The organism is Vibrio sp. CCB-PB317, assembly GCF_022808245.1.
Classification (GTDB): Bacteria; Pseudomonadota; Gammaproteobacteria; order Enterobacterales; family Vibrionaceae; genus Vibrio; species Vibrio diabolicus.
Genome location: NZ_JALGNU010000002.1, coordinates 1635805 through 1662762, shown reverse-complemented (window position 1 = coordinate 1662762; position 26958 = coordinate 1635805). Strand labels below are relative to the sequence as shown.

Here is a 26958-nt window from a genome sequence, read left to right as displayed (position 1 = left end):
GTATCGGTTACTGCGCTTTCATCGCTTCAGATTTGTCTGAAGTCATGACGAAATGCAGCTCACCACCGTCTTTCAAATCGCTGTGCGCGAAGCTGAAGTTGTCACTCAATTGTTTGCCGTTGATGGTCACCGACTTAACGTAGATGCTCTCTTGGCTGTTATTTTCTGAGGTGATGGTGAATTTACCGTCCGCGACTGGAATCACGGCTTTGTCGAACAGAGGACGACCGATGGTGTAACTTGCTTCGCCCGGTGTGACTTGGTAGAAGCCCAATGCAGACATCACATACCACGCCGACATCTGACCGACGTCTTCGTTACCAATCAGACCTTCATGGGTTGGGTGGTAGAACTCGTTCATCGCTTGGTCGATGATTTCTTGTGTCTTCCAAGGCTCTGCCGTCCAGTTGTATAGGTAAGGCACGTGATGATCTGGCTCGTTACCCATCACGAACTGACCGATGTAGCCAGACATGTCGTGTGATTGGCTCGTATCGGCGTTGGAGTCCGCATTAAACAGCGCATTCAAGTTAGCGAGGAATGCCGCTTTGCCTTGTTCGGTTATGTCTTCAGGAAGAGAGAAGTCAGTGCGGTCGATGTGCTCGCCGCCCATCACGTTAGCCAGACCGTTCAAGTTGTGCGGTGCAAACCATGTCCATTGCCATGTGTTGCCTTCGGTAAAGTCTTCGCCTCGGTGCTCAGCGCGGTAAGGCCAGAACACGTCACTTTCGTTGAGTGCTTTGCGGTCTTTACACGCGTTGTAGTCCATACCGTCTGGGATAGACAGCGCCATGTTCTCGTCCAAACATTCGGCTTTCAGGTTGTTTGCCCAAACCTTGCTGCCGCTGTTCATGTAAGCCGGACGCATAAAGCCCGTTGCACCCAATGCGTTGCCTTTGGTGTCTTGCAGTTTGCCGTATTGCTCTGGGTTGTAATCGAAGTAGTTCTTGAACGATTCAGAACGTGCCATGTAGCGGTCGTACTGCTGGTCGTTGCCCGCAAGTTTAGCGATCTGGGCGATACACCAGTCGTAGTAAGCATCCTCAAGACCGTAAGACACAGACTCGTTGACGAGCTCGTCGTACTTATCGACTTTCAAGCCTTCCACGTAACCCGGTTTGTCACCAGAATCCGGCGCCCATTTGGTGTTGGCTGGAATAAAGCCGACGTCTTCTTGGTAGTCATTGTGACGTGTCATGACTGTGAAGCGTTTGTCACCGTTCCAAGCATCTTGGTAAGGCACCCAGCTTTCGGTTTTATCAAGGTTGAAGTTGACCGTTTCGTCAGCCGCTTTCAGTGCCAAATCAAACTCGGCAGCAGTAAAGGCTTCTGGGTGTTTAACCATGATATCGGCGATAACCGAAACCGCAGGATGACCGACCATTTCACCGGTGTAATCCGAGTGCAGTTCCCATTTTGGTAGTACGCCGCCCGTTTGGTATTTGTTCAATAGATCGCGTGCGTGTTCAATCGCGCGCTCTTTATCGATGATGGTTTTCAGTGGGTGTGCCGCGCGAAAGGTATCCCACATTGAGTACACTGAGTAGTTCACTAAGCCATCTTCTGCTTGGTGCACTTTGCCATCCATGCCACGGTATTTGCCATCCACGTCTTGGTATAGGAATGGAGCAACAAACGTACGGTAGAGCGAGGTGTAGAACATGGTCTTGTCGGCTTTGTTGCCGCCTTCCAGTTCAAACTCGCCAAGGATGTTTTCCCAAGCCACGCGGTTTTGTTGTACGACGTTGTCGAAATCCCAACCGTTGGTGTCTGCTTCTAGGTTTTTCAGTGCGCCGTCAACGCCAGTGCCAGAAATCGCTACCTTGACCACTAATGACTCATCGCTTTTACCAAAGTTCAAATGCGTCAGGACATCGTTTGCGCGTTTTGCCAAACGTTCTGGCTCAGGTTCTGGTTCGCCCGGCATTGGTTTGTGCTCAGCGTAGCCACGGTAATCTTCCAAGCCGACTTCAGTAGCGTCAGTTGGAGTCAGTTTGCTTTCAGAAGCCAACTTGGTGTACAGGTTCTCTTCAATGATTGGATCAGAGAATTCTGCCGCGAAGAACACGGTTTGCCATTGACCCCATTCGTTTGAAGTACGCGCGCCTACGACTTTGGTGTCGTTAACGCGTTTGTAGTAGATGCTGCGAGAGTGGTTGCCGTATTGCTCCAACAGTTCGTGTTGCAGGTCGATACGTACTTTGCGGTCTTCACCCGGCTTGAAGGTGTAACGTTGGAACGCCACGCGGTCGGTTGCAGACAGTTCAGCTTTTACGCCGGTTTCTACAAGGTCAACCGAGTAGTAACCAACCTCTGCCACTTCCGAGCTTTTATCCATGGTCACGGCATCAGTATTGAAACCTGTGTATGGCAAGAAAGCGAAGTCGTTTAGGTCGCCTTTACCTGCGCCAGAAATGTGGGTCATTGAGAAGCCAGAAAGCAAGCTGTGTACTGGGTCGTATTCGACAGGCGAGCCTTTGCCATTCCAACCGTTTGGATCGAAGTTATCTGGTGACGGTTGAATCATACCTTCTGGCATCACTGGCGATGGGTTGACGTTGCCAAGACCTTTAGTGCCGATCAAGGTATCAACGAATTCCAAAGTAGGGGTAGAAATAACCGGAGTTTCTGGATCAGAGTCGCTGCCACAACCAGCAAGACCAAGCATGGCGGTTAAAACTGCGGTAGAGAGTAGGGTTCTTTTTAGTTTCATTGTTTTTATTCCACGAGAAAAGGGGACACAAGGTCCCCTCAAAATCATTATTCGCCTAGGTTGGCTTGCATTGCTTCAGACTTGTCAGCCGTCATCACGAAGTGCAGTTCGCCGCCTGCTTTGAATTCGCTGTGCTGGAAGGTGTTGTACACATCCAGAGGCTTACCGTTGATGGTCACTTCTTTGATGTACATGTTGTCTGGACCGTTGTTCTCAGCCGTTACCGTGAAGGTGCCAGAGCCAATGTCTACCGTCGCTTTGTCGAATATTGGACGACCGATGCTGTAGGTTGGATCGGTTGGCGAGATTTGGTAGAAGCCCAGTGCTGACATCAAGTACCACGCTGACATTTGACCCACGTCTTCGTTACCGATGATGCCGTCTGGCGTCGGCTTGTAGAACTGGTCGTAAACTTGGTCTAGGTATTCCTGCGCCTTGTAAGACTCTTCAGTATGGTTGTACAAGTAGATGACGTGGTGCGAAGGCTCGTTACCGTGAATGTACTGACCGATGTAGCCTGTCATGTCTTGGTGCGCTTCGCCGCCATTTGGATCGGCAGTAAATAGGTTGTTCAGCTTGTCGTTCAGACCTTGCGTGCCGCCCATGATTTCAGTCAGCTTGTCTAAGTCTTGCATGAACGCCCATTGCCATTGCCACGCGTTACCTTCTGTGTAGTAGAACGCGTCAGACTTGTAAGGGTCGAAGTCAGTTGAAGCGTATTTCAGTGCACATGGGTCGCCTTCTTTCAGTTCTGTCGGTACAAAGAAGCCCGTGCCGTCTGCGTTACCTGCTTCTGCATCCCAGTGTTTCAAAGAGTTGTAAGAACGAGCTTTGAACTCTTCATACGCGTCTATATCGCCAGCAGCTTTCGCCATTTCTGCGATCGTCCAATCGTAGAATGAGAATTCCAACGAGTACGATACTGAGTTCCAGTTCGGGTAACGAACACACTGTTCTTTCTCGTGGTAGTTCAACTGACCTGCCATGAGTGAGCTTAGGATGTCGTCATGAATCTGTGGGTACTCATGCGGTGTGTATCGAGCTGATTTCACTGATGCGGTGTAAGCTTGCTCTGCATCAATCAAGCCTTTGGTTACCGCATCGCCAAGAATCGCTGCCGATGGGTAGCCGATCATGGTGCCAGTTTCTGAGCCGTGACCTTCCCATTTCGGCAATAGACCAAACTCGTCGTTGGATTTACGAATCAAGTCTTTCACGTATAGCGTTGCTTGGTCTGGGTCGATGATGGTCCACATTGGATGAACCGCGCGGAACGTATCCCACGTTGAGTAAATCGAGTAGTTTGGTGTGTCGCCATCTTTCAGTGTGCGCACCGTGCCAAGCATATCCACGTATTGACCATCCACATCGTAGAATTCGATTGGTGCGATCATCATGTGGTACATGCCAGTGTAGAAGTTGGTTTTCTCTGCGTCAGTGCCGCCTTCAACTTTGATTTTCGCTAGCTTCTCAGCCCACGCGTATTCCGCGTCTTCTTTCACTTGTGCTAGGTCGAAACTTGGTGCTTCCGCTTCTAAGTTTTTCTGTGCGCCTTGCCAGTTAACAGGAGAGATACCCACGCGGATTTCAATTGGTTCTTCGCCTGTGCCGAAGTTTAGGTAAGCCGTCAGATCATCGCCTGAGTAAACCGCGCCATTGCGCATTTCGCGAGTTGGTTCTAGATCTTGTTCGCCCAACAGTGCCTTGGCGATTGGTTGGTTGAATTTAGCGTAGAAGAAGATGTCTTGACCTTGGTGGTCTTGCCCTTGGAACCAGCCAGTTGAGGTTTTACGACCGCGAATGGTGTATTCGTCCACCACTTCTACTTTGTTCTTCAAAGACTTGCCGTTGTTGTTCATTAGGGTATGACCCAAATCGAACTTCACGTTGCGGTCTGCGCCATCAGCAAAGGTGTATTTGTGCAAACCAACGCGTTTGGTTGCGCTTAGTTCTACTTCGATTTGACCTTGGTTCAGCTTGGTTTTGTAGTAGCCCGCGCTTGCTTCTTCATTGGCTTTGTCGAAAGAGTTCAGTTGTGTGTTCGCCATGTCTGAGTATGGCAGAACCAAGATGTCGCCTAAGTCCGTTGCGCCTGTACCTGAAAGGTGAGTATGGGAGAAGCCGTACAGCGGAACGTCAGTGTTAACCACTTCGCCAGTTTCGTAGTTGGATGAATCCCAGTAGCCAGATGCCGAGTGCCAAGGGTTAAGCCCAGATTCATGATCTGTGTTAGAACCGATGAAAGTATCTGGAGACAGTTGAATCATACCTGCCGGTACCGTCGCGCCCGGGAATGTATGACCAGAAGCTGCTGTGCCGATCATAGGATCGACGTATTTCAATACCGCAAGATCAACAATTGGATCACCCGGCAGTGAAGAGGAAGAATCGTTGTCGCTGTTACAGCCAGCCAAGCCACCCGTCAGACCAACCAGGATAGCCAAAGAGATAAGATTACGTTTAAACATGTGCATACCGTTTTGTCGTTATTCGTATATAAAAAAGTGTTTATAAGAGACTGCTTATAAAATTTGCTTGTAGGGATAGCCGGGAGATGCGCTCCCCCGGCTGAGTTGTCACTATTGGGATTAACGAGAACCTGCTGGCATCTCGTCTTCATGCAAGAACTCACCGATGCCTTGTGCTGGTGGAAGATCTTGCTCTAAAGAGCCCCAACGTTGATTTGGTTTGTCGCCCATCACGAACTCCAACTCACCGCCGTACATGATTTCGTCATGAGTCAGGTAAGTGCGGTTGAAGTCTTTGCCGTTGTAGCGAGCCGATTGAATGAAGATGTTTTCGCGGCTAACGTTTTTCGCGGTAACCGTGAACTTCTGGTTGTTGCCGACATCGATAGACGCGCTTTCAAACAGCGGAGTACCGATTTCGTAGATGCCAGAAGAAGCGTTCACAGGGTAGAAACCAAGCGCACGGAACACGAACCACGCAGAGAGCGTACCGAAGTCGTCGTTACCACAAATGCCGTCAGCGGTGTTCTTGTAGCAAATGTTGGTTGCTGCGGCGATGGCTGCCTGACCTTTCCAAGGCTGACCGACGTAGTTGTACAAGTAAGGAACGTGGATATCTGGTTCGTTACCTTGAACGTGCTGACCAACGTTACCTGTGTTGAACACTGGGAATTGGTTGTCGCCTGCGTTGCGGTCTGGGTAGGTTGACCAGTACTCATCCAAGCGCGCTGCGAACAAGTCACCGCGTTCTGCTTCAGGGTTTTGTGTCTTGTCGAAGCGTGTCATCAGGTCAATCAAGCCGTGAATGTCGTGTTGAACGCTGAACGAGTATTGCCAGCCGTTCGATTCAGAGAATGACCAGTTGAACATGTCTGGACGCCAGTCTTTACCAACCGCGCGACCGGTGATTGGGTCTACCCAACCTGCATCGATAAACTCGCCATCGTAGTCACGGGCTTTAAACCAACCTTGGTATTGCTTACCGCCGAAGTCGAACTGCGCTTGCCAGTTTTTAGAACGGTTAGCGAACTCGGTGTAGCGTGGATCTTCTTCACCAAATACTTCTTTGATCGATTGCGCGATTGCCCAGTCGTTCATTGAGTATTCAAGCGAGTAAGATGCTGTCCAAGAGTCTTTAAATGGTGAGTGACCGCCGTAAGAATCTGGTGGAGTGTCGTGCAATTGCGCTGGCACGTAACCTTGTTCTTCGTACTCTTTGATCCATGCTACACCTTGGCTCGTTGCGGCGCGCGCGTCTGTGATCATCGCTTCAACTAAACGTTCTTTAACGTCTGTGCGCTCTGCTTCTGTGAAGCCAAGATCAATCATGCGTTTTTCTAGTGAGCCTTTCGACAACACATCATGAATCACAGGCGTTGAGTGCATGCCCATCATCATGCCCGTTTCGTTGCCTTTGAATGTCCACTCAGGCAGGCGACCTTTGCGCACGTTGCCTTTGTCATCCACCCATTCTTCTTCGGCGTAAGACAGCATAGACAGCACCACGTCTGCTAAGCGGTCAGGTTCAAGAATCGAAGATAGTGGTTGAACTGCGCGGTACGTATCCCACAAAGAGAAAGTGTCGTAGCGCGTGAAGTCTGCTTTGCCATCTTTGTTGGCATCGGCAGTACGGATCGACTCTTTCAGCGTATCGATCTTGTCGCCCCAAGGTGTGTTGCCATCTGGGTATGCGTTGCGACCTTGGTGAACTTGGCGGTAGCGACCATCTAAGTCAGAGTGAATAGTTTGACCTAGGTACGAGTGGTACATCGCGGTGTAGAACGTCTGTTTGTAATCTTCGTCGCCAGAGACTTGGATCTTGCCGAGTTCGTCTTCCCATTTCTTCGTTGCTGCTTCGCGTACTTGGTCGAAGTTCATGCCCGCAACTTCGGTCATGTTAAGAGAAGCACCTGATTTACCGTTCTCGCCAATCTCAACGTTTGATAGCGCCAATTTTGCTTCAACCGTTAAGCCGTCTTTGGATGTGTCGAACTCTACGTAAGCGCGTGCGTATTGATACTTGCCACGTGTTTCGTTACCGATTTCAGTGATGCCTTCTGGCACGTCCATGTAACGACCTTGCTCTTTATCGTAGTAAGCAAAGCGAACGTTTTTGATTGGTTGGTCGAATTCCATCACGAAGAATTCTTTTTGGCTTGGTGCCCAACCATCAGAGAAACGGTGACCTTCTAGACGGTTATTGTCTTTGTCCCATTTCAAGTAAGAATCTGAGGTGTAGTCCCAGTTAATTTTGAAGCCAGTGTTCACGATGATTTCTGATTTCTCATCACGAGGGAAGGTGTAACGGTGTACACCAACGCGATCAGACGCCGTTAACTCTGCTTTGATGTCGTAATCCAATAGATCGACTTTGTAGTAGCCCGCTGTCGCTTGCTCGTCACGATGTTGGAAGCGAGACGCTTCTAGGTTTAGCGTTGCCGAACCTTCATCAATCATGTAATCCGAACGCGAGTTGATTGGCATGACGAGAATGTCGTTCAAGTCGCCAGCACCTGCTCCGGAAAGGTGGGTATGAGAGAAACCGGAAGTACGTGCGTCGTGGTAGTAGTAGCCTGAAATGTATTCCCAGCCGTTAGAACCGTTGTTTGGAGAAAGCTGCACCATGCCGTGTGGTGTGGTTGCACCAGGGTAGGTGTTGCCTAGGTTACCTGTGCCGATGAATGGGTTGACGTAGCGTGTTACGTCCATATCGGCGAAATCTACCGGGATATGAACACCCATGTCGATTTCAGGTGTTTCTGGGTTTGGCTTGTCATCACAGTCGCCATCGCTAACTGGATGACATACTGGCTTGCCGCCGTCAGGAATATCCGGCAGTGCAGGGTTGGTGTCACCGCCTTCATAAATGTTGGTTGTGTCGTCGTTACAGCCTGTCAGACCGACTAGACCACTGAGAACTGCGCAAGCGAGTAGGGAAGGTTTGAATTTCATTTTTAAAGCCTTGTAAGTTGTAGGTTTATGTAGTTGTTGAAAGCAGAGGTATTACTAAAACTTAAAAACTTGAAATAGAGCCCTTTGGGGGAAGGGCTCTTAGGGGGAGGAGCTTAAGGTTTAAGATTTCACAAGAGTCGCTGCGTTACGCATCGCTTCTTTCGTTGAACACTCAACAACGTTTGCTTTTGCAAAGCGGTGAGCGTCTTTTACTTGGATATCGTGAGCTAGAATAACCAGCTTCGCGTTTGCTACATCTAGGTCAGTGATGCGGTTCTGGATACCGTTTTGACCTTGAGTTTCTACTTTGATTTTCAGACCCGCTGCCGCACCTGCTTTCTCTAGTGCTTTTGCTGCCATGAATGTGTGTGCTACGCCAGATGGGCAGCATGTTACTGCTACGATGTCGTACTCGCCTTCGCCTGCTGCTGGAGCCGCTTGAGCTTGTGCAGGTGCTGCTTCAACGATTTCGTCTTCTGCTTCTTCTTCAGCAACTGGTTTCCAGAAGCCAACGATAACTGCTGTTGTTAGTGAGCCTAGTGCGATACCCACAACGTACATTGGGATGTTGCTTGATACAGGTGCCGTGATTAGACCGCCCCATGGTGCGTGTAGTAGTACGTTTGTTAGGAAGCCGAACACACAGCCAACGATACCACCAGCAACGATTGAAGGAAGAACGCGTACAGGGTCGTTTGCTGCGAATGGGATAGCACCTTCAGAGATACCGATAGAGCCCATGATTGCTGCTGCTTTACCTGCTTCTTGCTCTTGCTTAGTGAACTTCTTCTTGAATAGGAATGTTGCTAGTGCCATACCTAGAGGAGGCGTACAGATTGCGATACCAACACCACCCATTAGCCATGGTTGAGTATCAACTTGAGTTTGAGCGAATAACGTTGCTACTTTGTTGATTGGACCGCCCATATCGAATGCAGTCATACCACCAAGAATCGTACCTAGAACCACTTTAGAAGCGCCAGCCATAGAAGCTAGGAATTCGTTCATAGACGCCATGAAGATCTTGATTGGCTCACCGATACCCCATAGAACGATACCTGCAGAGATAAGCGTACCAACAAGTGGGTAGATGAAGTAAGCGCCCAACGCAGTCATGTTAGCAGAAAGAGGGATCTTCTTAAGTTGTAGAACTACACCACCAGCGATAAAACCAGCGACGATACAACCTAGGAAGCCGCCGCCCATGTCAGCCATGATGCCAGAAGAGATCATCGCTGGCGCTAGTGCTGGTTTGTCTGCAATTGAGTAACCGATGAAGCCACCAAGAATAATTGGGAACAACACCAGACCTTTAATACCGATATTAGAAATATCAGCCAATAACCCGTCTGCAGGAACCGCACCTTTACCGGATGCCATTACCGCCAGCGCCAGTAGTACACCACCCGCAACGATAAATGGAAGCATGTGAGAAGTACCGAATAAAAGGTGACCTTTCATGGTACTTAGGAGTTTTTTGAAATCGCTATTATTGCTAGCTTGAGCTGTGATTGTACTCATAATTTCACGCCTTATGAATTAATTAAAATATTTAGTATTTGGTTTTCGTCTTTTGCGTTATGAATATCTTCAATAAACTCTTCGCTAAATTTTCCGAATAATTCTTGAAGAACATAAATATGGTGGTCGGCACCGTTATCTGGTGAGGCAATCATGAAGAATACGGTCGGTTTGACTCCCTCTTCGTCGCCATACTCGATGCCTTCGCGCTTTACGCCAACGGCGATTGCAGGCTCTGTAACCGCTTTACTTTTTGCGTGTGGGTAAGCGATGCCGTCCATTGAAGTCACGCTTAATGCTTCACGCGCTTCGATGTCGGTTAAAAAAGCCTCTTTGCTGCTGATTCGATTATTTTCGAATAGCATTTGCGCTAGCTCTTCAAAGACTTCTTTTTTATTATTTGCTTGAAGGTTGCCTTTAATTAAATTGACGTTTGTTAGTTCTGTAATCATTTTTTGACTCATTGGTACTGAAGTAATGAGGCAAATTTAATTAATGTTATGGTTTTCTGAAATAGTAAAAAAAATCCAATAACTATATTTTTGTATCACTGAGAGCTAAGTGTGATAGAAGTCATTAATATCAATGAGCTAGAAGGTAATTAGTATCGTGACTTATATTCCATTTATTTTGAAATTAATAATGAAGCTTGAAAATAAACGAGAAGGGAATCAAATATGGTTCAATTTTGCTATAAAAAAGAGGCTTTGTGCTAAAGGCACTCTAATAACCCTTTTAATAGCTTCATTTTCTATCTCTATGAGAAAAGACATAAAGCGAGCAGGAGAGCGGATAGTGGACTGAGCTAGTTCCTCCCCTTGATACGCATTGGCCAATGTAAGCTCCGAATCTGGAGCCAAGGGGAGGTTAGGAGGGGGTGGTACGCTGGATTTGGCTAATCCATTAAGACGGATTCTTGTACTTGTGCAGCAAATCTAACGGGATATGGCAGTAGTCATTGGGAAAGCGTGTGAGTCTGTCTTGGTGCTCATCATCACTTGGCACATAGTTTGTGAGTGGCAGCACTTCTACGGCGATTTTATCGGCATCTGGTCTTGCTGCGATAAATGCTTTGGCAATCGCTAGGTGTTGTTCGTTTTGGCTATAGACACCAGTACGATACTTCTCACCTACGTCTTCACCTTGCTTGTTTACACTGTGCGGGTCGATGATCTCAAACAGATATCCCATTAAAGTTTCAACCGAAACCTGCTTAGGGTCGAACTGAGTTTTCACGCATTCTGCGTAGCCATCGTATTCGGATTGAGTGTTATCCGTCGTGCCATTTGCTCGTCCTGCTTCGGTGCCAATTACGCCCGGAAGGTGGCGCATAAATTCTTGAACGCCCCAAAGGCAGCCGCCTGCGAAGTAAATCTCTTCCATCATTTTATCCTGTAAAACTTTGCGCCATTATGGACATCACTTTCGCTCAAACACAACTCCAACCATAGATTTAATGACTCATCGATGAGCAGTTCGGACATAAAACAGGAACAACTCGGTGATGATTTGCTCTCTTTTTTGTGCTGCTTTTCCTCGTTAGATTGAGCGCAGTTAAGAGCTAAGGGGAACCCTAATGAAAATTGAACATATCGCGATTTGGACAGAACGTTTGGAAGAGTTAAAAGCCTTCTATGAGAAATATTTTAACGCGGTGTCTAACGATAAATACCACAACCCAACTAAGCAGTTTTCATCTTACTTTCTTTCGTTTGAAAGTGGAGCGCGATTGGAGTTAATGTCGATGGAAGGTGTGACCGCTTGTGAAAAATCTCATGCGATGCAGGTAACAGGATTAGCACACTTTGCCTTCGCTTTAGGATCAGAGCAGGCGGTGGATCAATTAACCAAAACCTTAGTAGATGATGGCTACCAATGGATCGACGGTCCGAGACAAACGGGTGATGGTTACTACGAAAGCTGCGTATTAGATCCGGATGGCAACCGTCTAGAGCTTACGGTGTAACGCGACTTAGCTTATTTCTATCGTTCACAGGCTGCTTTCATATGAAAGTGTTCGGGCGTATACTGCAAGCTCATTAATAAGGAGTGAGCCTGTGAACCCAAGACAAAATGAAATCCTGCAATTAGTGAATGATCGTAAACGCGTTCAAGTAACGGAGCTTTCTGACATTATCGGCGTGTCGGGCGTGACCATCAGGCAGGATTTGAATTTTCTGGAGCAACAGGGCTATCTAAAGCGCGTACACGGCGCAGCTACCGCATTGCAAAGTGATGATATTGATACCCGATTAGAAGTCCGTTTCGATATTAAACAATCACTTGCAAATAAAGCGGCGGACTTGGTATCACCAAACGAAACCGTATTGATCGAGGGCGGCAGTGCTAATGCGCTCTTGGCTCGCACTTTAGCTGAACGCGGCGATGTGACCATCATTACCCCATCGGCGTACATCGCCCATCTCATCCGTAACACCTCTGCCAACATCATCTTGCTTGGTGGTGTGTATCAGCATCAAGGTGAGAGCCTCGTTGGCCCGCTCACCAAACTCTGTATTGAGAACATTCACTTCAGCACGGCTTTCTTGGGTATCGACGGATTTCACCAAGACACTGGTTTTACTAGCCGAGACATGATGCGTGCCGACATCGCAGAGGCCATTCTGGCAAAGAATAGACGTAACATCGTACTGACGGACTCCAGTAAGTTTGGACAGATTTATCCTTCTTCAATTGGAAATACCAACGAAATATCGGTGTTGTTAACCGACAAAGCCGCTCCGAAAAGCGACCTTGAGCAAATCAAAAAGCTAGGTGTGGAAGTGGTGTTGGGGTAAGTACTAATGGCTCTCCGACCATACTGCGAATTCATTTCCACTTGGTTCGGTGAAGTGGAATCGGCAGCCGCCGGGAAATTCGAAAATAGGGCGGATAATTTTTCCACCATGCTGCTCAACTTTTATCTGTGTGGCCTGAATATCTGAGCTATAAAACACTAAAAGTGCGCCACCATTTGCGGTTTGGTTTACAAACTCAGATTTGAAGAATCCGCCATCTAACCCTTGTCCTGAAAATGCAGAGTATTCAGGACCATAATCGATAAAAGTCCAGTCAAAGGTACGCTCAAAAAATTGTTTTGTAGCGTTAATATTGGTGGAACCAAATTCGACGTAATTCAATTTTTCATGTTGATGCATAGTGAAATCCTTCTCGGTTACTATCGTCTCTAGGCGAATTTTTCTACGATGATGTCATCCGCTTTTTCGACAAATAATGAGCCTTGATCCTTGAGCTCTGTCAGCACATTTTCAACATTATCAGGCAGTACTGCGCGAGTTGAAGCAAGGTTGACCACCACATTGTAGCCAAGATCCAGTGCTTGCATGACGGATTTCTTCACACAAAAATCTAGCGCGAGACCACCGATCACTAGGGTATCAATCCCGTTGAATTTTAGAAATTCATGTGCGCCTGTCGTTTTAGTATCGGCAATATCATGGAAGAAAATACCGTAAGGATGCGCATCAGGATCCATGCCTTTATTAACTTGAAAATCATAGTCCAAAACAGGTGGTAAACCGTCTAGCAGTTCAGAACCTGTTGTGCCAAGCACACAATGGCGGTTCCATTTTATATCCACATTGGGTAGACCGACGGGTTCAAGCATGTTAGCTGGTGTTTCTGCATCCCATTTTGCTTTCGGTGGGTGCAAGTCACGGCTCACCAGTTTTAATCGGCCTTTGGCATGATTACTCAGCAACTCCGGTACGATTTCCAACGCACCTGCAACGGGCAGTTCATTTGGACATAACTCACTAAAGCCCTTCTCTGGATCAACGTCGATCACCGCCGTGGTTTGATAGTTTACTCGAACAGTCATGGCAGACTCCTTGTCTGTCTGATTGCCTGCGTTTATCCACGCAAACAGTTTTGAAAAAAGGTTACTTCGTCGCTGGTCAGCGTATATACCATTGCGGGTTTTCCACCTTTGCCTTTGTTGGTAGAAGCGACTTTATTGGTGGGTTTTAGTACGCCTGAATCTATCAAGCGGCGCTTAATCGTCATTCGGCTAATATCAATACCAAACTCTTGATAAGCAGAAATGATGTCGGCAACCAAAAACTCCTTGTCTAATGCAAACAAAAGAACCGATGTGTATTCAATGGATGCACGAAGCTTCTGCCACGCTTTTTCAATGGTTTTTTGATGATCAAACGCGAGGGTCTCTTCTCCATTGAGTATAGCTTGTAGCGAAAACCATTTTAGTTGGCACTCTGGTACACCAGCATTGTTGATTTGCTCTACATTGTTACGATCGACCAAGGCGTAGTGCGTAATGTTTAAGCTCCAGTCTTCTGGATCACGCTTGGGATCGCCGTCGATAAAAGCTTCACTAAAGTGACGAGGGTAAGTATGGATTTTCTCGCGGCAAATTCGGCGGCGCGCCGCCTCAAAGTTTTCATCGGCCGGACGTCCTCCTTCACTGGTTAAGTCTTTATCAAAGACAAATCCGCCCGGTAGTGCCCAGACTCCATGGTATGGCCGATTTGGATTTGAACGTTTAATCAACAACACTTCCAATCCTTTATCGGCACAGCCTGATAGCCTGAATGGAATAATGTCGACAGATACGATCATGGTTGGGTCCTAATATTGATTTGTAAGTAATCTAGCGCATAACAAGTGGTCAATCAATGGGTAAGTAACGAGTTGTGCGAAACGTTTTCGGTAGTGCTTCATAGTACGCCTTGAGTATAAATCTACGAATGAATCTGACTTATTCACAATCTGTGTGCGAATTCTAGACAGAAAAACCTTATAAAAATGAGTGGTTAGTAACAAAAGTTGACAAACTATAGATGGGTGTTTATTGTTTACGCAAATTAGTTAGTAACAAAAAGTTATATACCCAGGAAGGGCGTGTAGAAGGGCACCTAATGACCACCAAACTATTTTCTTCCCGCATCATTCAAAGCGCTTTGGATTTTGATGTCTACAAAGTCAATATGATGAGCGCAGTAACAGCGCTTTACCCTGATGCGATGGTGTCATACAAATTTATTGTGCGTAGCGAGGAAGATCTCTCTGAACTGCTACCAGAGGTAAAAGCAGAAGTTCTTAAACTGCAAGATATTCAATTTACGCAAGAAGAAATCGAATACATCAAGCGTGTCGCGCCTTACCTGAATCCTGACTTTGTTGATGCACTGCGCCATTTCCGTTTCAATCCACAAAGTGATGTCTCTTTCCACAATAAAGCCATGGCTGATGGCTCAAGCCAGTTACGCATTACTATCAATGGTTTGTGGCGAGATACTATTTTGTACGAAACGATCATAATGAGTATCGTGTCTGAAGTTCGTAGCCGTCAGCGTTGGTCAGATATCCCTGTAGCGCAATTTACCACCGTCTTAGAAGAGAAAATTCGGTACCTAAAATCCGAGCTAAAACGTCGTAACATCACTAACTTTAAGTTTTCTGATATGTCGACGCGTCGACGTTTTTCCTTTCAAGCTCAGCGCACCATGTTGGAATATTTGTGCCAGGAAGTGCCGGAATGTTTGACAGGAACAAGCAACTACCACTTAGCAAAAGAACTGAATTTAACGCCTATCGGTACCGTTGCTCATGAATGGTTTATGGGCCATCAAGCTCTGGTGAATGTGCGAGATTCGCAAAAAGTGGCTTTGCAACGTTGGCAAAAAATGTTTAACGGTGCACTAGGTATTGCACTTACCGACACGATTGGTATCGATGCCTTCCTTAAAGACTTTGATGAAGAGCTAAGTAACGCGTATTTCGGTGTACGTCACGATAGTGGTTGCCCTTATAGCTGGGGTGAAAAAATGATTGCACACTATCAGTCGCTTAATATAGACCCGTTAACAAAAACGCTGGTGTTTACAGACGGACTTAACTTCGAACAAGCGTTAGATATTTGCGAGTACTTCCAAGGACGTATTCAGGTGAGTTTTGGTATCGGTACTTTTCTTGCGAATGATATGGGTGATTATGTCAATAAAGCGGGTGAAGCCTACCAGCCACTTTCTATCGTGATCAAAATGGTCACGTGCAATGGTTCACCAGTCGCAAAAATCAGTGACGAACCTGAGAAAGCCATGTGTGAAGATATCTTCTTTTTGATGAACCTCAAGCGCCGCTTCGAGCAACCTCTTGATTTAAATGAGTGTCGTAAACTGATTGATCGTCTAGAAACTGAAGGTCAAAACTATCTCATCGACGCGTAGGCGTTATCCCTCCTTCTTGATAAGCACCCTCTATCGTTACGACAAATTTATATAGACAAACGTAGAGGGTGATTTCGTTATAGTAATACGCAGAAGTAACCAGATACAGCGTAGGAAAGCACTCGAAAATGAGGTTGTTTTTTTGATGTGCTATGTGCCTATGATTGGTGTAAATCGATACGTTACAGCATCGTGGAAGGTGTATTTTCATCGGACACTAAACTCAGTCTAATCACGTAGTTTATTCCCATGTACCATGAGGTCACTCGGGTATAGACGTCTATCTGCTTTTATGACTTTGGGCTTCGCGTAATTGCTTGAATCAGGAGTCAAAATGAACCTAGTAGTACATTTGCAAAAGAAAGCGATCCGAAAATATGGCTATGAGATGGCCACTCGTCAAGCATGGAAATGTGGCATCAAGGCAAATCTTGTTAAGCGCGTGATCGGCCTTTTTAAAGGACAAATTGTTTGTGTGATTGAAGGTTGTCGCGCAGAGTTTTCTTCTCCTCTTAATAACCCCCTTCACGAAGATGACAAGCAAGGGCGATATGTGTTTGTTGGTGGTGTATGCTGGGAACCAAACAACATTATTGCTCCTGGCTTTCCTGATTTTATGTTTATGCACGTGCGTAACCTGAGTCACCGTCATAAGTATTTAACCGACGACGAACTGTTTTTAAGCTTGGCTTAAAAATAAGCCTCATAGGTTAATCAAGCCTAATCATAATCAGTAATGATACGGTTTTAGCTCAGTTGACATTCTGTTGAGTGTTTCTTGACGTACCTTTTATAAAACAGTGTTTCTTTACTCGTTAATGACAGAGGGTTTGTTTTCGCCTGATGTGATTTCCTAATTGCGATTTACTATACCGCTCATCAAAGCAAACCATACTGGGATGTAAATCATGAATATGAAATCTATCGCAATTGCAACGGCAGTTGTTGCTGTACTAGCAGGCTGTAAAGACAAAACGCCACCAGCTCCAACCCAAGCAAACATTACTTTGGTTGAAGCGGTGACTGAAACGGTGAAAAATCCACACCAAGTATGTAAAGACGTGGTAGTAACGGAGCAAGTTGCTCCTACGGATGATAATAAAATAATTGGTACGGTCGGCGGCGCAGCAGCTGGCGCGGCATTGGGTAACCAAATCGGTGGCGGCTCAGGTAAAGTGATTGCAACTGCAGCTGGTACGATCGCTGGTGCATTAACGGGTCGTAAGATTCAGGAGAACGTGCAACAAGGCGATGTAGTGACAACGACGAAAAAGCAGTGCCACACAGAATACACAACATCTGAAAAAGTAGTGGGTTACGATGTCACTTACGAAGTTTCAGGTGCGCCAACGACGGTTCGCTTAGCGAGCAAGCCAGCGACAAAAACGTTCCCAATTCAAGATGGCAAAGTTGTTCTTCCGCAATAACTAGCTCCTCAACCGAAGTAATTAACAAGCCCTTTTATCTTTGAGATGAAAGGGCTTTTTCACATAAGCGGTGTTTTCATCTATTTTCCCGCGGGAATGTGCAGCCAGAATTACCAGCTAATTTCAGCGTTCGATACAATCACTTTTCGAAAAGTACGAACGGAAAAAACATGGAAGATTTTTACCTGACCGATCGCGGTTTAGCTGGTTATTTCGAAGCGCAATGGTTCGACAAGTTCATCGAAGATAAGCAGATTGAGACGATAACCAGTCGCTCAAAACAAGTCCCACTCTCTTTTTTGTCATCACCACATTGTTCCCAAGTCGCTGACTTTATTGCGCAGACGGCACTCGAGAGCGGCGTTCAGCCGTGTTCCCTACTTGAGGTTGGGGCGGCGCTTGGAAGAAACTATTATGAGTTAGTGCAACGCTTATCTAGCCTTAAAGAAGCGACGCTGGTTGAGCCTTCAAATAGGTTAATAGATGGCTTTAAGCAGCTTTTAATAGAAGAACAACGGGTCGAGTTAACTTATCTGCACGATGTGAACACCATAAACACGTTAGAAGTAGAGAATAGAGATATCGTGCAAAAATGTGCTCATGTTGATTTGACGCTGATTAACCAACCTTTTGAGCACGATACTCTCCAGTCTAGCTTTGATTTAGTCGTATGTTTGAACGTGGTTGATCAATGTGAGTCGCCACTTAGCGTGATCAACGCTCTAAAAGAAGCCACCAAGGTTGGCGGGCTGATGGTTGTCTCTTGCACTTATCAGTGGAACGCGAAACACATCAAAAATGAAGACGAAGCGGTCGATGATATCAAAGAGTACTTTGCTGAAGGTTGGCGTTTAGTATCGGAAGCCGATCATGAATATCGCATCCGGTTTAATGATCGTTTTGCAAGGCAGTTTTTATCTCATGTGGTCGCTTACATCAGAATGGATTAGAGCTACATAAAAAACCGAGCACTTACGACTCGGTTTTTTAGTCTTTGAGATAGAGCGCGATTTTAAGTAACGTGCGCCTCTTGTTGCTCTCGCTCTTGTTGAGCTTGCAGCTTTTTCTTGCGACGTTCTCGTTTAGAAAGCCAAACCAGCGGCACAACAATCATTATTGTTCCTATAGCCATAAATATGTCTGGCACTTCTCCAAACCAGATTAATCCCACAAACACGGCACCAATTAAGCCACTGTATTCAGCGCTGGCAATTTTGTTGCTATCAATCGAGCGGTAAGCGATCACACATGTTGCCGCATAAATCATGATGAACAAACTTGAGCCAGCAGCGACAGGGAAAGCACTCCAGTCCCAAGGTTCCGCTTCGATCAGAACAAGTAAGAAAGCCACGGGAATACCTGCCAAGTTTGTCATTAATAGCGTTTGCATCACAGACTGATTTTTTGGCAGTTTTCGAATGAGCAAGTTATTGATTGCTAAAGTAATTGCAACAACTAAAGCTGAAATCGCTGCCCAATCGATTTGGTCTGGACGAATGATGACCAATACACCGGCAAAGCCCATTATCGCAGCGGCGACCGATTGCTTAGATAACTGTTCTCCAAAAAAGATTGCTGCAAGCGGCAACATGATCAATGGCGCGGCGTAGAAGATTGCGTTCGCAGTTGCGAGCGGTAAAGATGAAATCGCCAAAACCATAAATATAGCACCAAGCAACCACACGTGAGCGCGGACAGCATGCCATTTAAATCCTTCAAGAAAATGAGTCTTTTTTGTCAGCAAGCAGACAGGCAGTAGGAAAAGCACTGCGGAAATTTGTCGGAAAAAGACAAACTGAAAAATAGGCACTTCATTTCCGACACTTTTAATTAAAGAGTCCGAAAGCACCGCAATGAGATTCCCAACAATTAATAGCAGCATAGCTGCGCCGACCGATGTAACTTTCACTTATTTCCTCTCCTCTTTCTTTGCCAAAGAGTAGGTGATGTCATAGGATGAAGTGAAGTGATATTTATTAGTTTAAGTATGAGATTTTTAGATAATGAAATTGCCACCACTCAGAGCGGTTCACTGTTTTGAATCTGTCGCTCGAAACTCTAGCTTTTCGCTTGCGGCTGAAGAGCTCAATGTGACGCAAAGTGCCGTTAGTCATCAGATACGATTATTGGAAGATTATTTGGGCGAGTCATTATTTATTCGTCAAGGAAGAAAGCTCTCTTTATCGGATACTGGTGCTCGTTATTTAGAGGATATTAGCCCGGCAATTAGCTCTATTGCGATGGCCAGCCAAAAGGTGAGAGAAGGGGACAAAGGCAGCATACGTTTAGCGATTTATAGCTCGCTTGCCGTAAAGTGGCTTATTCCGCGTTTGTCTGATTTTAAGCGGTTACATCCGGAAATCGATCTGACACTCAATATGGTTGTTGGTGATCCTGAGCAGACAGATAGCGTTGGTGATTGCTTTATCACGGTAGAGAAGCCAAAGCGCAACTATATGTCGGTGAAGTTATACGCGGAAACGCTGTATCCGGTATGCAGCCATAAAATTTGGAAAGAGTTACAAGATCAACCCATTCCAGAAGCGCTTTGGCGATATCCTATTTTGTCAACAGACTCTATTTATCGTGAGAGAGGAAAAGACTGGGCAGAGTGGTGCAGAGCGGGTGGTTACACTTTGCCGAAAGATGTCGATGTTCAACATTTTAGTCATATGTTGCTGGCAATTGAGGCTGCACGTTATGACCAAGGCATCGCATTTGCGAATGATTTTATGCTCAATGAAAGAGATAAAGCGCATGATTTGGTGTATATCCCTTCTCATGGATTAGAGACGGGGGACAGCTTTTATTTTATTCATAAAAAGAGCCGAGCCAAGCAGGCGGAAATCATCAAACTCACCAATTGGTTGAAGCAACAGTGCTTGTAAAATGACTAAATTGTCATAATTAAGAAATAAAGTGGCAAAGTTGTGTTTAAATATTTCATGTTTTATTGAGTTTTTATTCATTAACATCAACTTGGTTTTGAAACCGAGTGAAATGGATAGCATGACGTGCTTAAGGATGGGCAAAACACAACCTCAATAATTAACAGGCAGTGAAATACAATGTTTAAAAAAACATGGCTAATGACAGCCCTTCTAGCAACATGTTCTGTTGCAAACGCAGCTCCTTACGTTGGCGCATCGGTAGGTCAAGCATCGTTTGGTGATGTTAATGGCTCTATCAATGGTGGTGGTACCAACGCTAGCACTAAGCTTAAACTTGAAGATGACTCAAGCCTTTCAGGTAAAGTATTTGGTGGTTACAAATTCAACGAATACATTTCTCTAGAAGCAGCCATTGGTGGCTACGACGCTTTAGACGGCAAAGTTGTTACTGTTGGTGATATGAAGTATCTATCGATTCAACCAAAGGCGACTCTACCTATTGGTGATCGTTTCAACCTTTTTGCTAAAGCTGGTCTTTCTTACTTCAATGCTGAATTCAAAATTAGCAACTCTGTGATTGACGGTAGCGCAGGCCATACCACCATTTCTGACAGCACTGTGACAGGCATGTACGGTTTAGGCGCAGAGTTCGCTATTACAGAAAACTTTGCTCTGCAAGTTGAATGGGAATACATGATGCCTGAGCTAGACATTGCGAAATTTGGTAATGAAAAAGTAACGGTTGATGCTGACATCAACGTGTTCTCTGTAGGTATGAGTTACCGTTTCTAAGAATACTTATTCAAGTTACCTCTTGGCTTAGTACACGCTTTTGACTTCTGTTGGTCGAGCTGAGTCCAAGCTTTGAATATGTTTAGATATAGCACAGGAAGTTTAGTTGCTAAGCGTCCTGTGCTATTTTTTGCTTTGGAATAACTCTTAGGAATCTTTGTGAACGATGTCAATCTTAGGTATCTGGATCTACTGTTAAAGCATTTTGAACCTCATCAATATCACTTCGTTACGCTGTCTGAGCTTGAAGTGGTAATTTGTACTTCAAGGCGCAATGTTTCTATTGTGATGAAAAAGCTTGCCACTTACGGTTGGGTAGATTGGAAACCTGCAATTGGCAGAAGTAACGCCAGCCGTCTGAATATTACTATTTCCCTTCAACAAGCGATGACCGAATTTTTGGTTGAGGAGCTTGGTCGGGGAAGAATGAACTCGATAACAAAACTTATCGATTGGTTCGGCCAAAGTGCTGTCAGGGCGTTGACGATTGCCTCTGAAAAAGTGAACCAGTTGAATGAGTCAAATAATGCTATTTTGATCTCCTCTTACCCTTGGGTGTCTAAGGTCGATCCTGCGAATACTTATCGTCATACTGAACTGCATGTGGCGAAAAGTGTTTATGATGTTTTGCTGACTCAAAATTCCAATGGTGGCATTGAGCCTTCGCTAGCACATGAGTGGAAAATGGAAGGCAATGTGATGACGTTATGGTTGAGACCTGGAATATATCGTCACGATGGCGAACTTCTCAGCATACAAGATGTTGTTTGGAGCATAGAAAGACTTAAGGAAATAAAAGGACCAGTACACGAGCTCTGGCAATGTATTGACAGTGTGATTACCGAAACATCGAGCTGCTTAAAAATTACATTGAAACATCCGAACATGTTTTTTCCATATATGCTAGCCACTCCTCACGCTTCTATTCTTTGTCGAGATGTTGTTTCTTTCGGTTCTGGTTATTCTTACCACATAGGCACCGGACCATTTAAAATCAGTGGTTGGAACCAAGAGAGTATGCTTCTTCAAGCACACAAAGAATATTTTTCAGCGCGCGCATTGTTAGACCAAATTACGCTGTCTCATGGTGATGTTAAAACCCTGAATATGTTGAGTTTTAACCAAACCTCTGATCACGTTGAAGTGGAAAAAATCAGCGCATTTTCATATTTGACCTATCGTGAACGCGCGGACTCTAATCTCGCAAAAGAAGATTGGCATCAACTCGCCGATTACATCAATGCGCAAAAGAGAATCTATGAGGCGCAAAGTGCCGTTGACAGCATTCAGTTAGCGACTCAAGAGCAAGATTTACTAATCGCAGAGGCTGTTGTGACGCCTAAGCTACAGGGTAAAGTAGCGCTAGCCGAGCCAATCTGGACGATACCAAGTTTAATTCGTCACTCTGAGTGGTTGCACCGTGTGATTCGGGCGACGGGATTAGAGCTAGAGATCGTCATTATTGATGACATTAGTTTTCCTGAAGTCGTATCACATCGAGCGGACTTGCTCCTAATTGAAGAAGTCATGGAAGCGCCGTTTGAGTATGGCGTATTTGAGTGGCTATCGATAGCAACAGGTTTGCGTTTTAGTTTTGATCAAAGCCAGATGTTGCTCCATCGAGAAAACCTTCGCGAAGCCATGACAAATGCTCAATCTTTACAATCTCTTTTAGGCGTAGAAAAAGCGTTACGAGAGCAGTATCTTTATTTGCCTTTATTTGTTGGCTATGAAGAGGTGACAAAAACACAGCAAGTGCGCGGTGTTCAGGTGAAAAATACGGGTTATAGCGATTTGCATCGTCTCTGGATCGCTCACTCTAACTAGCATATTTCGATACGGTGAGCATAGAGTATGAATACATAAAGCCATCGCAGTGATGGCTTTATGTGGAATGTAGAGTTAGAAGTTGTACGACACACTCGCACCAACAACCCATTGGTTTGCACTATCAACAATTGAGGAATCGCTGATACCGCTGCCTAGGCGAGTGTATTGTGTCATTTGGCTCACTTGCCAGTTATCGTTGATTGGCATGACTAGCTTGTAGCCTAAACCATAGCTTACTGTTGAATCACCTTTGTACGCTTTGCGGTTTGCATTTGCTTCGCGTTGTTTTACGCCAAAGTAGTAATCTACGTAGTCTTCACTTTGATAAGTTAGGTTAGCAAAAGGAACAAAATCAACACTACCGAAGTTCATAATGTGGAAGTAAGTTGCGCCCGCTAAGTAACCTTTGTAAGCACCACTGATATCATGTTGAAGGTATGTTGAAATCACATTGTGTTGATCTAACGTAAAGTCAGTGTTCAAACCTAAATCGACAGCAAAGCGACGTTTATCCGTGCCTTTCAGGCTTTTTGCAATATCACCGTCACGCATGACACCACTACCAACAAGGTAGGCACTCATGTTGATTAATTCATTGGTGTTACCGAAGAAACGGTAGTTAATGCCACTTAGATCGGCGTTAAAGTCGTCACCATGGTAACCGCCATTTAGAATTGGAGCTGTATTGTATTTTTGATCTTTGAAAAGATCGCTGCCATGAGCCACTCCGACTTCCGCGTTCCAGCCACCTTCATTGTTGTAGATGTTACCGTTACGAATATAAGTATCACCAGCAACCGCTGAACCAGCAGCAGTCAGAGTTAGTAGTGCAATTAATGTCTTTTTCATCATTTTCCGAGTTGTTCTGATTTGTTTTGAACACTGTACAAAATGAAGTTGTAAGCCTCTATCAGCAAAGCGTATGGAAATGTAATGAACCATCAGGATAAGAAGCGGAATGTAAGATCAGAGGAGGAAGATAAGAAAGGCAACCGCCGTCGATGGAAAGAAAAAATCCGAGTTGGGGTAGCTCGGATTTAGATTATTTATCAGGTATCGATACGAACTTATTGTTGTTTCGTTAAGTTGTATAACGGTGCTAGGTCACCTGTTACTTTTTCGCCATTCATGTCTAGCTTCATAAGTACATTTTCACCAACAAAGTATTGGTTTGGCGCATCTTCGTTTGTCAACGTTACGATGCTGCCGTTTGCATCCCAAGTGAATTGGCCTTCAGACTTTGACTGACCGTCTTCTTTGTCTTGGTAGCTTTCTTCAAGTACGTAAGTGCCATCTTGATTTAGTGTGATGGTCATGTCGATACCTGAACAATCCGCACATGGAAGCGTACCTTTGTATGTGCCGTTCCAGTCTAGGGCATTTTGTGCGTTATGCTCAGAGTCTACAAATGTTTCTTCAGTGATGACTTGTTCTTCTGCTACTGGCAGCGTGTCAATTGTCTCTGTAGTAACTTCTGCACTAGTGGTGACTTCAGTTTCCGTCGCTTGAGGTACTTCAACTGCGCTTGTTTCGGCAGGTTTCTCATCTTGACAGCCTGCAAGAATGATTACCGCGCCTGTTAGTGCCAACATTGTTTTTTTCATTTTATCCCTCTTTAAATCAAGATTTTGTATGAGAGTAATAGTAGACATTTATCAGGTATTTGCGTCATCAAAAAGCAATAGAATGATCTGTCTATGTCAATAAAACCGAATATGAGCATGAAATTGTCAGGAAAATCAGAACAATGTAAATGTTGATTGGGATATCAAGCTTGAGTCTACAAATAAATATCTAGAGGGGTGGGGGCAGAGATAGTGAAAACAGCCCACATTGCTGTGAGCTGTTTTATTAAATCAGTTAAGAGGCCTTATAGATGTTTGAACGTGAGGTGCTTCGTTTTGTGCTGTCTTCATAAGCGAATAGATCAGCAACAGTACGACGCTCTAGTTCACCTTTCAAATGACCATGCTCATCGACAACGGGCAGTGAGTATTCGCACGACATGGTTTCAGTCAATATTTGCTCAATGGCTGAATGGGGAGAGATGATAGGCACTTCTTCATAGATATCATCATCCCAGCTTGGGGTTTGAGCTAACTTAGTCGCGTCTAGTAACCCTTGTTGCGTTATCACGCCTTGATAGCCTGCATCGGTCACATGATAAGCATAATTACGTTTAACACGTTTCATCTCACTGAGCGCTTCTTCAATGGTTTTAGCGGCAATGCGATATGAAGGTGGCTGCATCACAGTCTCAACCGTCAATGCTCGCGCTCTATTGACGTCTTTTACAAAGGCTTCAACGTACTCATCGGCAGGATGCAGCAATATTTCGTCTGGTGAACCTTGTTGCACAAGCTCACCGTCTTTAAGGATCGCAATGCGATCGCCAAGGCGCAGTGCTTCATCTAAATCATGAGTAATGAAAATAATGGTTTTGTGCAGCTTCTGTTGCAGCTCTACCAGCTGATCCTGCATTTCGCTCCGAATCAGTGGGTCCAACGCTGAGAATGCCTCGTCCATTAACAGTATTTCGGCGTTGGTTGCCAATGCTCGCGCGAGGCCTACGCGTTGCTGCTGACCACCTGATAGCTGAGCTGGGTATTGGTTCTCATAACCCGTTAATCCAACGGTATCCAACCATTCGTTTGCTTTTGATAAGCGCGCTTCTTTACTTATTCCTTGAATTTCCAAACCGTAAGCGATGTTGTCGATAACAGTGCGATGGGGCAATAAGCCAAAACGTTGAAACACCATCGACATCTTATGACGACGAAACTGCTCTAACTCCTTGTTAGAAAGCTGCATGACATCTACCCCTTCCACCAAAATCTGTCCCATGGTTGGATCGATTAGGCGATTGAAGTGGCGAATCATGGTGGACTTTCCTGAACCGGATAAACCCATGATGACGAAAATCTCGCCCTTTTTAATTTGGAGGTTGATGTCTTTTAGCCCGACCGTGTGGCCCGTTTCCGCCAACACGTGTTCTTTACTATGTCCCAACTTGACGCGCTCAATCACGCTGTTGGGTTTGGGGCCGAAGATTTTATACAGACCGCTGATTTCGATAAGTGGACTAGTCATGCTTTAAATCTCCTAGATGGGCTTGAGTGCGTTTCGCATACGCTTGTGAAGCGCGGTCGAAAAGAATCGCTAGAGCGACAATGGCTAGACCATTTAAAAGACCAAGAGTGAAATATTGATTGGTAATCGACTTAAGAACGGGCTGGCCCAAACCTTTTACCCCAATCATCGATGCGATGACGACCATCGACAGTGCCATCATGATCGTTTGGTTGATTCCTGCCATGATGGTTGGCATTGCGAGCGGAAGTTGGACCCCAAAAAGTCGCTGTTTACTGCTGGCTCCAAATGCAGTTGCTGCTTCCAACACTTCTTTATCCACCAAACGAATACCCAAATTAGTTAAACGAATAACAGGTGGAATCGCGTAGATCACTACTGCGATGAGGCCAGGAATTTTCCCGATCCCGAGTAACATCACAACTGGGATGAGGTACACAAATGCCGGCATGGTCTGCATGACGTCGAGTAATGGTGTCACAACTGACTGAATACGATTAGAGCGCGCCATAGCGATGCCGATAGGGATCCCGAGTGTGATTGCCAGCATGGTACACACCGTGATAATACTGAGCGTGCGCATTGTGTCTTCCCACATGCCGAAGTAGCCAATCAGGATAAGTGAGCCAAAACATGCGATGGCCAGTTTCCAAGAGCGACTAGCGGCATAAACGAGGGCGGTGCAGACGCCTAAAACAACGACCCAAGGTGTTGAAATAAGCAGTTTTTCAAACCAGACAAGAAATGAAAGGAGCGGATCAAAGAGAGACTCGATAAGTTCACCATATTCACGAGAGAAATCTCGGTAGGCGCCATCGAGTGTTTTGCGAATCGCTCTAAGATCAGAGCGATCCATTTCTGGGAATTCGCTGAGCCAATTCGAGTCAGACATATTTACTTCCTTTTCTGATATATCTAGGTGCCCTCAAGAGACGTGATTCAGCAAGAATGGCTGGGATCGTAGACCAAGTAATGATTGGTGGTTCGATAGGTCCTCCACCTATTGTTTTACGCTTTAGGCTCATTTCAATGTGGTCGACCTGCACTTTATAGTTACTTAGGTAG

23 protein-coding genes are annotated in these 26958 nt (G+C 45.5%); 9 read left to right on the top strand and 14 right to left on the bottom strand.

Translation table 11 applies throughout. The features are described 5' to 3' along the window. Positions 1-7: 7 nt before the first annotated feature. The 6 genes from MTR11_RS16385 to MTR11_RS16360 form a co-directional block, all read right to left on the bottom strand. Positions 8-2713 (bottom strand): GH92 family glycosyl hydrolase, encoded by a 2706-nt coding sequence (locus MTR11_RS16385; protein ID WP_243328060.1) that lies wholly within the window; start codon positions 2711-2713, stop codon positions 8-10. Positions 2714-2760: 47 nt separating this feature from the next. Then, entirely contained in the window at positions 2761-5181 is a 2421-nt protein-coding gene (locus MTR11_RS16380; protein WP_243328059.1) for a GH92 family glycosyl hydrolase, read from the bottom strand. Positions 5182-5301: 120 nt separating this feature from the next. After that, positions 5302-8133, bottom strand: coding sequence for a GH92 family glycosyl hydrolase (locus MTR11_RS16375; RefSeq protein WP_243328058.1), 2832 nt, complete (start codon positions 8131-8133; stop codon positions 5302-5304). Between the two features lie 120 nt (positions 8134-8253). Next, positions 8254-9654 carry a fructose-specific PTS transporter subunit EIIC gene (locus tag MTR11_RS16370; protein WP_243328057.1) on the bottom strand — a complete coding sequence of 467 codons (1401 nt, stop codon included), beginning with the start codon at positions 9652-9654 and terminating at the stop codon, positions 8254-8256. 11 nt (positions 9655-9665) lie between these two features. After that, positions 9666-10106 (bottom strand): PTS sugar transporter subunit IIA, encoded by a 441-nt coding sequence (locus MTR11_RS16365; RefSeq protein WP_005436338.1) that lies wholly within the window; start codon positions 10104-10106, stop codon positions 9666-9668. Between the two features lie 451 nt (positions 10107-10557). After that, complete coding sequence (locus MTR11_RS16360) at positions 10558-11037, bottom strand: peptide-methionine (S)-S-oxide reductase (RefSeq protein ID WP_243328056.1); 480 nt, start codon at positions 11035-11037, stop codon at positions 10558-10560. Between the two features lie 193 nt (positions 11038-11230). Between MTR11_RS16360 and MTR11_RS16355 the strand changes: the two genes are divergently transcribed. Together MTR11_RS16355 and MTR11_RS16350 are read left to right on the top strand one after the other, a co-directional pair. Next, on the top strand, positions 11231-11620 hold the full coding sequence (locus MTR11_RS16355) for a VOC family protein (protein WP_005429448.1): 390 nt from the start codon (positions 11231-11233) through the stop codon (positions 11618-11620). A gap of 91 nt (positions 11621-11711) precedes the next feature. Further along, positions 11712-12452, top strand: a complete 741-nt coding sequence (locus MTR11_RS16350) for a DNA-binding transcriptional regulator YciT (protein ID WP_053808097.1) — start codon at positions 11712-11714, stop codon at positions 12450-12452. Between the two features lie 3 nt (positions 12453-12455). Here MTR11_RS16350 and MTR11_RS16345 read toward each other — a convergent pair whose 3' ends face one another. Genes MTR11_RS16345 through MTR11_RS16335 form a run of 3 tightly spaced genes read right to left on the bottom strand, consistent with a single transcriptional unit; the run spans position 12456 to position 14253 of the window. Further along, positions 12456-12812 (bottom strand): VOC family protein, encoded by a 357-nt coding sequence (locus MTR11_RS16345; protein ID WP_048624733.1) that lies wholly within the window; start codon positions 12810-12812, stop codon positions 12456-12458. A 29-nt stretch (positions 12813-12841) separates the two neighbouring features. Then, positions 12842-13495 carry an isochorismatase family protein gene (locus MTR11_RS16340; RefSeq protein ID WP_243328055.1) on the bottom strand — a complete coding sequence of 218 codons (654 nt, stop codon included), beginning with the start codon at positions 13493-13495 and terminating at the stop codon, positions 12842-12844. A 32-nt stretch (positions 13496-13527) separates the two neighbouring features. Then, positions 13528-14253: an NUDIX domain-containing protein gene (locus MTR11_RS16335; protein WP_005373953.1), complete on the bottom strand. Its 726-nt coding sequence runs from the start codon at positions 14251-14253 to the stop codon at positions 13528-13530. 299 nt (positions 14254-14552) lie between these two features. Between MTR11_RS16335 and pncB the strand changes: the two genes are divergently transcribed. The 4 genes from pncB to MTR11_RS16315 all read left to right on the top strand — a co-directional run bounded on the left by pncB (position 14553) and on the right by MTR11_RS16315 (position 18240). Then, complete coding sequence (gene pncB / locus MTR11_RS16330) at positions 14553-15863, top strand: nicotinate phosphoribosyltransferase (protein WP_150917086.1); 1311 nt, start codon at positions 14553-14555, stop codon at positions 15861-15863. Between the two features lie 334 nt (positions 15864-16197). Further along, the gene (locus MTR11_RS16325; protein ID WP_006741341.1) at positions 16198-16557 is read left to right on the top strand and encodes a hypothetical protein; all 360 of its coding nucleotides are present in this window, start codon (positions 16198-16200) and stop codon (positions 16555-16557) included. A 214-nt stretch (positions 16558-16771) separates the two neighbouring features. Then, positions 16772-17290, top strand: coding sequence for a glycine zipper 2TM domain-containing protein (locus MTR11_RS16320; protein ID WP_005392659.1), 519 nt, complete (start codon positions 16772-16774; stop codon positions 17288-17290). Between the two features lie 170 nt (positions 17291-17460). Continuing rightward, entirely contained in the window at positions 17461-18240 is a 780-nt protein-coding gene (locus MTR11_RS16315; RefSeq protein WP_114323442.1) for a methyltransferase domain-containing protein, read from the top strand. A 62-nt stretch (positions 18241-18302) separates the two neighbouring features. Here MTR11_RS16315 and MTR11_RS16310 read toward each other — a convergent pair whose 3' ends face one another. Continuing rightward, entirely contained in the window at positions 18303-19199 is an 897-nt protein-coding gene (locus MTR11_RS16310) for a DMT family transporter (protein ID WP_005392661.1), read from the bottom strand. Between the two features lie 94 nt (positions 19200-19293). Between MTR11_RS16310 and MTR11_RS16305 the strand changes: the two genes are divergently transcribed. From MTR11_RS16305 to MTR11_RS16295, 3 genes are all read left to right on the top strand, one after another. Continuing rightward, complete coding sequence (locus MTR11_RS16305) at positions 19294-20178, top strand: LysR family transcriptional regulator (RefSeq protein ID WP_005392662.1); 885 nt, start codon at positions 19294-19296, stop codon at positions 20176-20178. 180 nt (positions 20179-20358) lie between these two features. Continuing rightward, positions 20359-20973: an outer membrane beta-barrel protein gene (locus MTR11_RS16300; RefSeq protein WP_005373936.1), complete on the top strand. Its 615-nt coding sequence runs from the start codon at positions 20359-20361 to the stop codon at positions 20971-20973. A gap of 159 nt (positions 20974-21132) precedes the next feature. Further along, positions 21133-22800, top strand: a complete 1668-nt coding sequence (locus MTR11_RS16295) for an ABC transporter substrate-binding protein (protein WP_243328054.1) — start codon at positions 21133-21135, stop codon at positions 22798-22800. A 75-nt stretch (positions 22801-22875) separates the two neighbouring features. Here MTR11_RS16295 and ompV read toward each other — a convergent pair whose 3' ends face one another. From ompV to MTR11_RS16275, 4 genes are all read right to left on the bottom strand, one after another. Further along, positions 22876-23652, bottom strand: coding sequence for an outer membrane protein OmpV (gene ompV, locus MTR11_RS16290; RefSeq protein WP_005392665.1), 777 nt, complete (start codon positions 23650-23652; stop codon positions 22876-22878). A gap of 218 nt (positions 23653-23870) precedes the next feature. Then, the gene (locus MTR11_RS16285) at positions 23871-24407 is read right to left on the bottom strand and encodes a copper resistance protein NlpE (protein WP_046873821.1); all 537 of its coding nucleotides are present in this window, start codon (positions 24405-24407) and stop codon (positions 23871-23873) included. A gap of 256 nt (positions 24408-24663) precedes the next feature. After that, entirely contained in the window at positions 24664-25893 is a 1230-nt protein-coding gene (locus tag MTR11_RS16280; protein ID WP_243328053.1) for a quaternary amine ABC transporter ATP-binding protein, read from the bottom strand. Then, positions 25886-26785, bottom strand: a complete 900-nt coding sequence (locus MTR11_RS16275; protein ID WP_046873819.1) for an ABC transporter permease — start codon at positions 26783-26785, stop codon at positions 25886-25888. The genes MTR11_RS16280 and MTR11_RS16275 overlap by 8 nt, the downstream gene beginning before the upstream one ends. Between the last annotated feature and the right edge of the window lie 173 nt (positions 26786-26958).

What these genes read in the sequence shown, in the direction of transcription:
- MTR11_RS16385 (WP_243328060.1), bottom strand. Translation starts at nt 2,713, where the DNA reads ATGAAACTAAAAAGAACCCTACTCTCTACCGCAGTTTTAACCGCCATG.
- MTR11_RS16370 (WP_243328057.1), bottom strand. Translation starts at nt 9,654, where the DNA reads ATGAGTACAATCACAGCTCAAGCTAGCAATAATAGCGATTTCAAAAAA.
- MTR11_RS16275 (WP_046873819.1), bottom strand. Translation starts at nt 26,785, where the DNA reads ATGTCTGACTCGAATTGGCTCAGCGAATTCCCAGAAATGGATCGCTCT.
- MTR11_RS16355 (WP_005429448.1), top strand. Translation starts at nt 11,231, where the DNA reads ATGAAAATTGAACATATCGCGATTTGGACAGAACGTTTGGAAGAGTTA.
- MTR11_RS16360 (WP_243328056.1), bottom strand. Translation starts at nt 11,037, where the DNA reads ATGGAAGAGATTTACTTCGCAGGCGGCTGCCTTTGGGGCGTTCAAGAA.
- MTR11_RS16315 (WP_114323442.1), top strand. Translation starts at nt 17,461, where the DNA reads ATGGAAGATTTTTACCTGACCGATCGCGGTTTAGCTGGTTATTTCGAA.
- MTR11_RS16365 (WP_005436338.1), bottom strand. Translation starts at nt 10,106, where the DNA reads ATGATTACAGAACTAACAAACGTCAATTTAATTAAAGGCAACCTTCAA.
- MTR11_RS16285 (WP_046873821.1), bottom strand. Translation starts at nt 24,407, where the DNA reads ATGAAAAAAACAATGTTGGCACTAACAGGCGCGGTAATCATTCTTGCA.
- MTR11_RS16300 (WP_005373936.1), top strand. Translation starts at nt 20,359, where the DNA reads ATGTTTAAAAAAACATGGCTAATGACAGCCCTTCTAGCAACATGTTCT.
- MTR11_RS16325 (WP_006741341.1), top strand. Translation starts at nt 16,198, where the DNA reads ATGAACCTAGTAGTACATTTGCAAAAGAAAGCGATCCGAAAATATGGC.
- MTR11_RS16280 (WP_243328053.1), bottom strand. Translation starts at nt 25,893, where the DNA reads ATGACTAGTCCACTTATCGAAATCAGCGGTCTGTATAAAATCTTCGGC.
- MTR11_RS16340 (WP_243328055.1), bottom strand. Translation starts at nt 13,495, where the DNA reads ATGACTGTTCGAGTAAACTATCAAACCACGGCGGTGATCGACGTTGAT.
- MTR11_RS16380 (WP_243328059.1), bottom strand. Translation starts at nt 5,181, where the DNA reads ATGTTTAAACGTAATCTTATCTCTTTGGCTATCCTGGTTGGTCTGACG.
- MTR11_RS16375 (WP_243328058.1), bottom strand. Translation starts at nt 8,133, where the DNA reads ATGAAATTCAAACCTTCCCTACTCGCTTGCGCAGTTCTCAGTGGTCTA.
- pncB (WP_150917086.1), top strand. Translation starts at nt 14,553, where the DNA reads ATGACCACCAAACTATTTTCTTCCCGCATCATTCAAAGCGCTTTGGAT.
- MTR11_RS16335 (WP_005373953.1), bottom strand. Translation starts at nt 14,253, where the DNA reads ATGATCGTATCTGTCGACATTATTCCATTCAGGCTATCAGGCTGTGCC.
- MTR11_RS16320 (WP_005392659.1), top strand. Translation starts at nt 16,772, where the DNA reads ATGAATATGAAATCTATCGCAATTGCAACGGCAGTTGTTGCTGTACTA.
- MTR11_RS16305 (WP_005392662.1), top strand. Translation starts at nt 19,294, where the DNA reads ATGAAATTGCCACCACTCAGAGCGGTTCACTGTTTTGAATCTGTCGCT.
- ompV (WP_005392665.1), bottom strand. Translation starts at nt 23,652, where the DNA reads ATGAAAAAGACATTAATTGCACTACTAACTCTGACTGCTGCTGGTTCA.
- MTR11_RS16345 (WP_048624733.1), bottom strand. Translation starts at nt 12,812, where the DNA reads ATGCATCAACATGAAAAATTGAATTACGTCGAATTTGGTTCCACCAAT.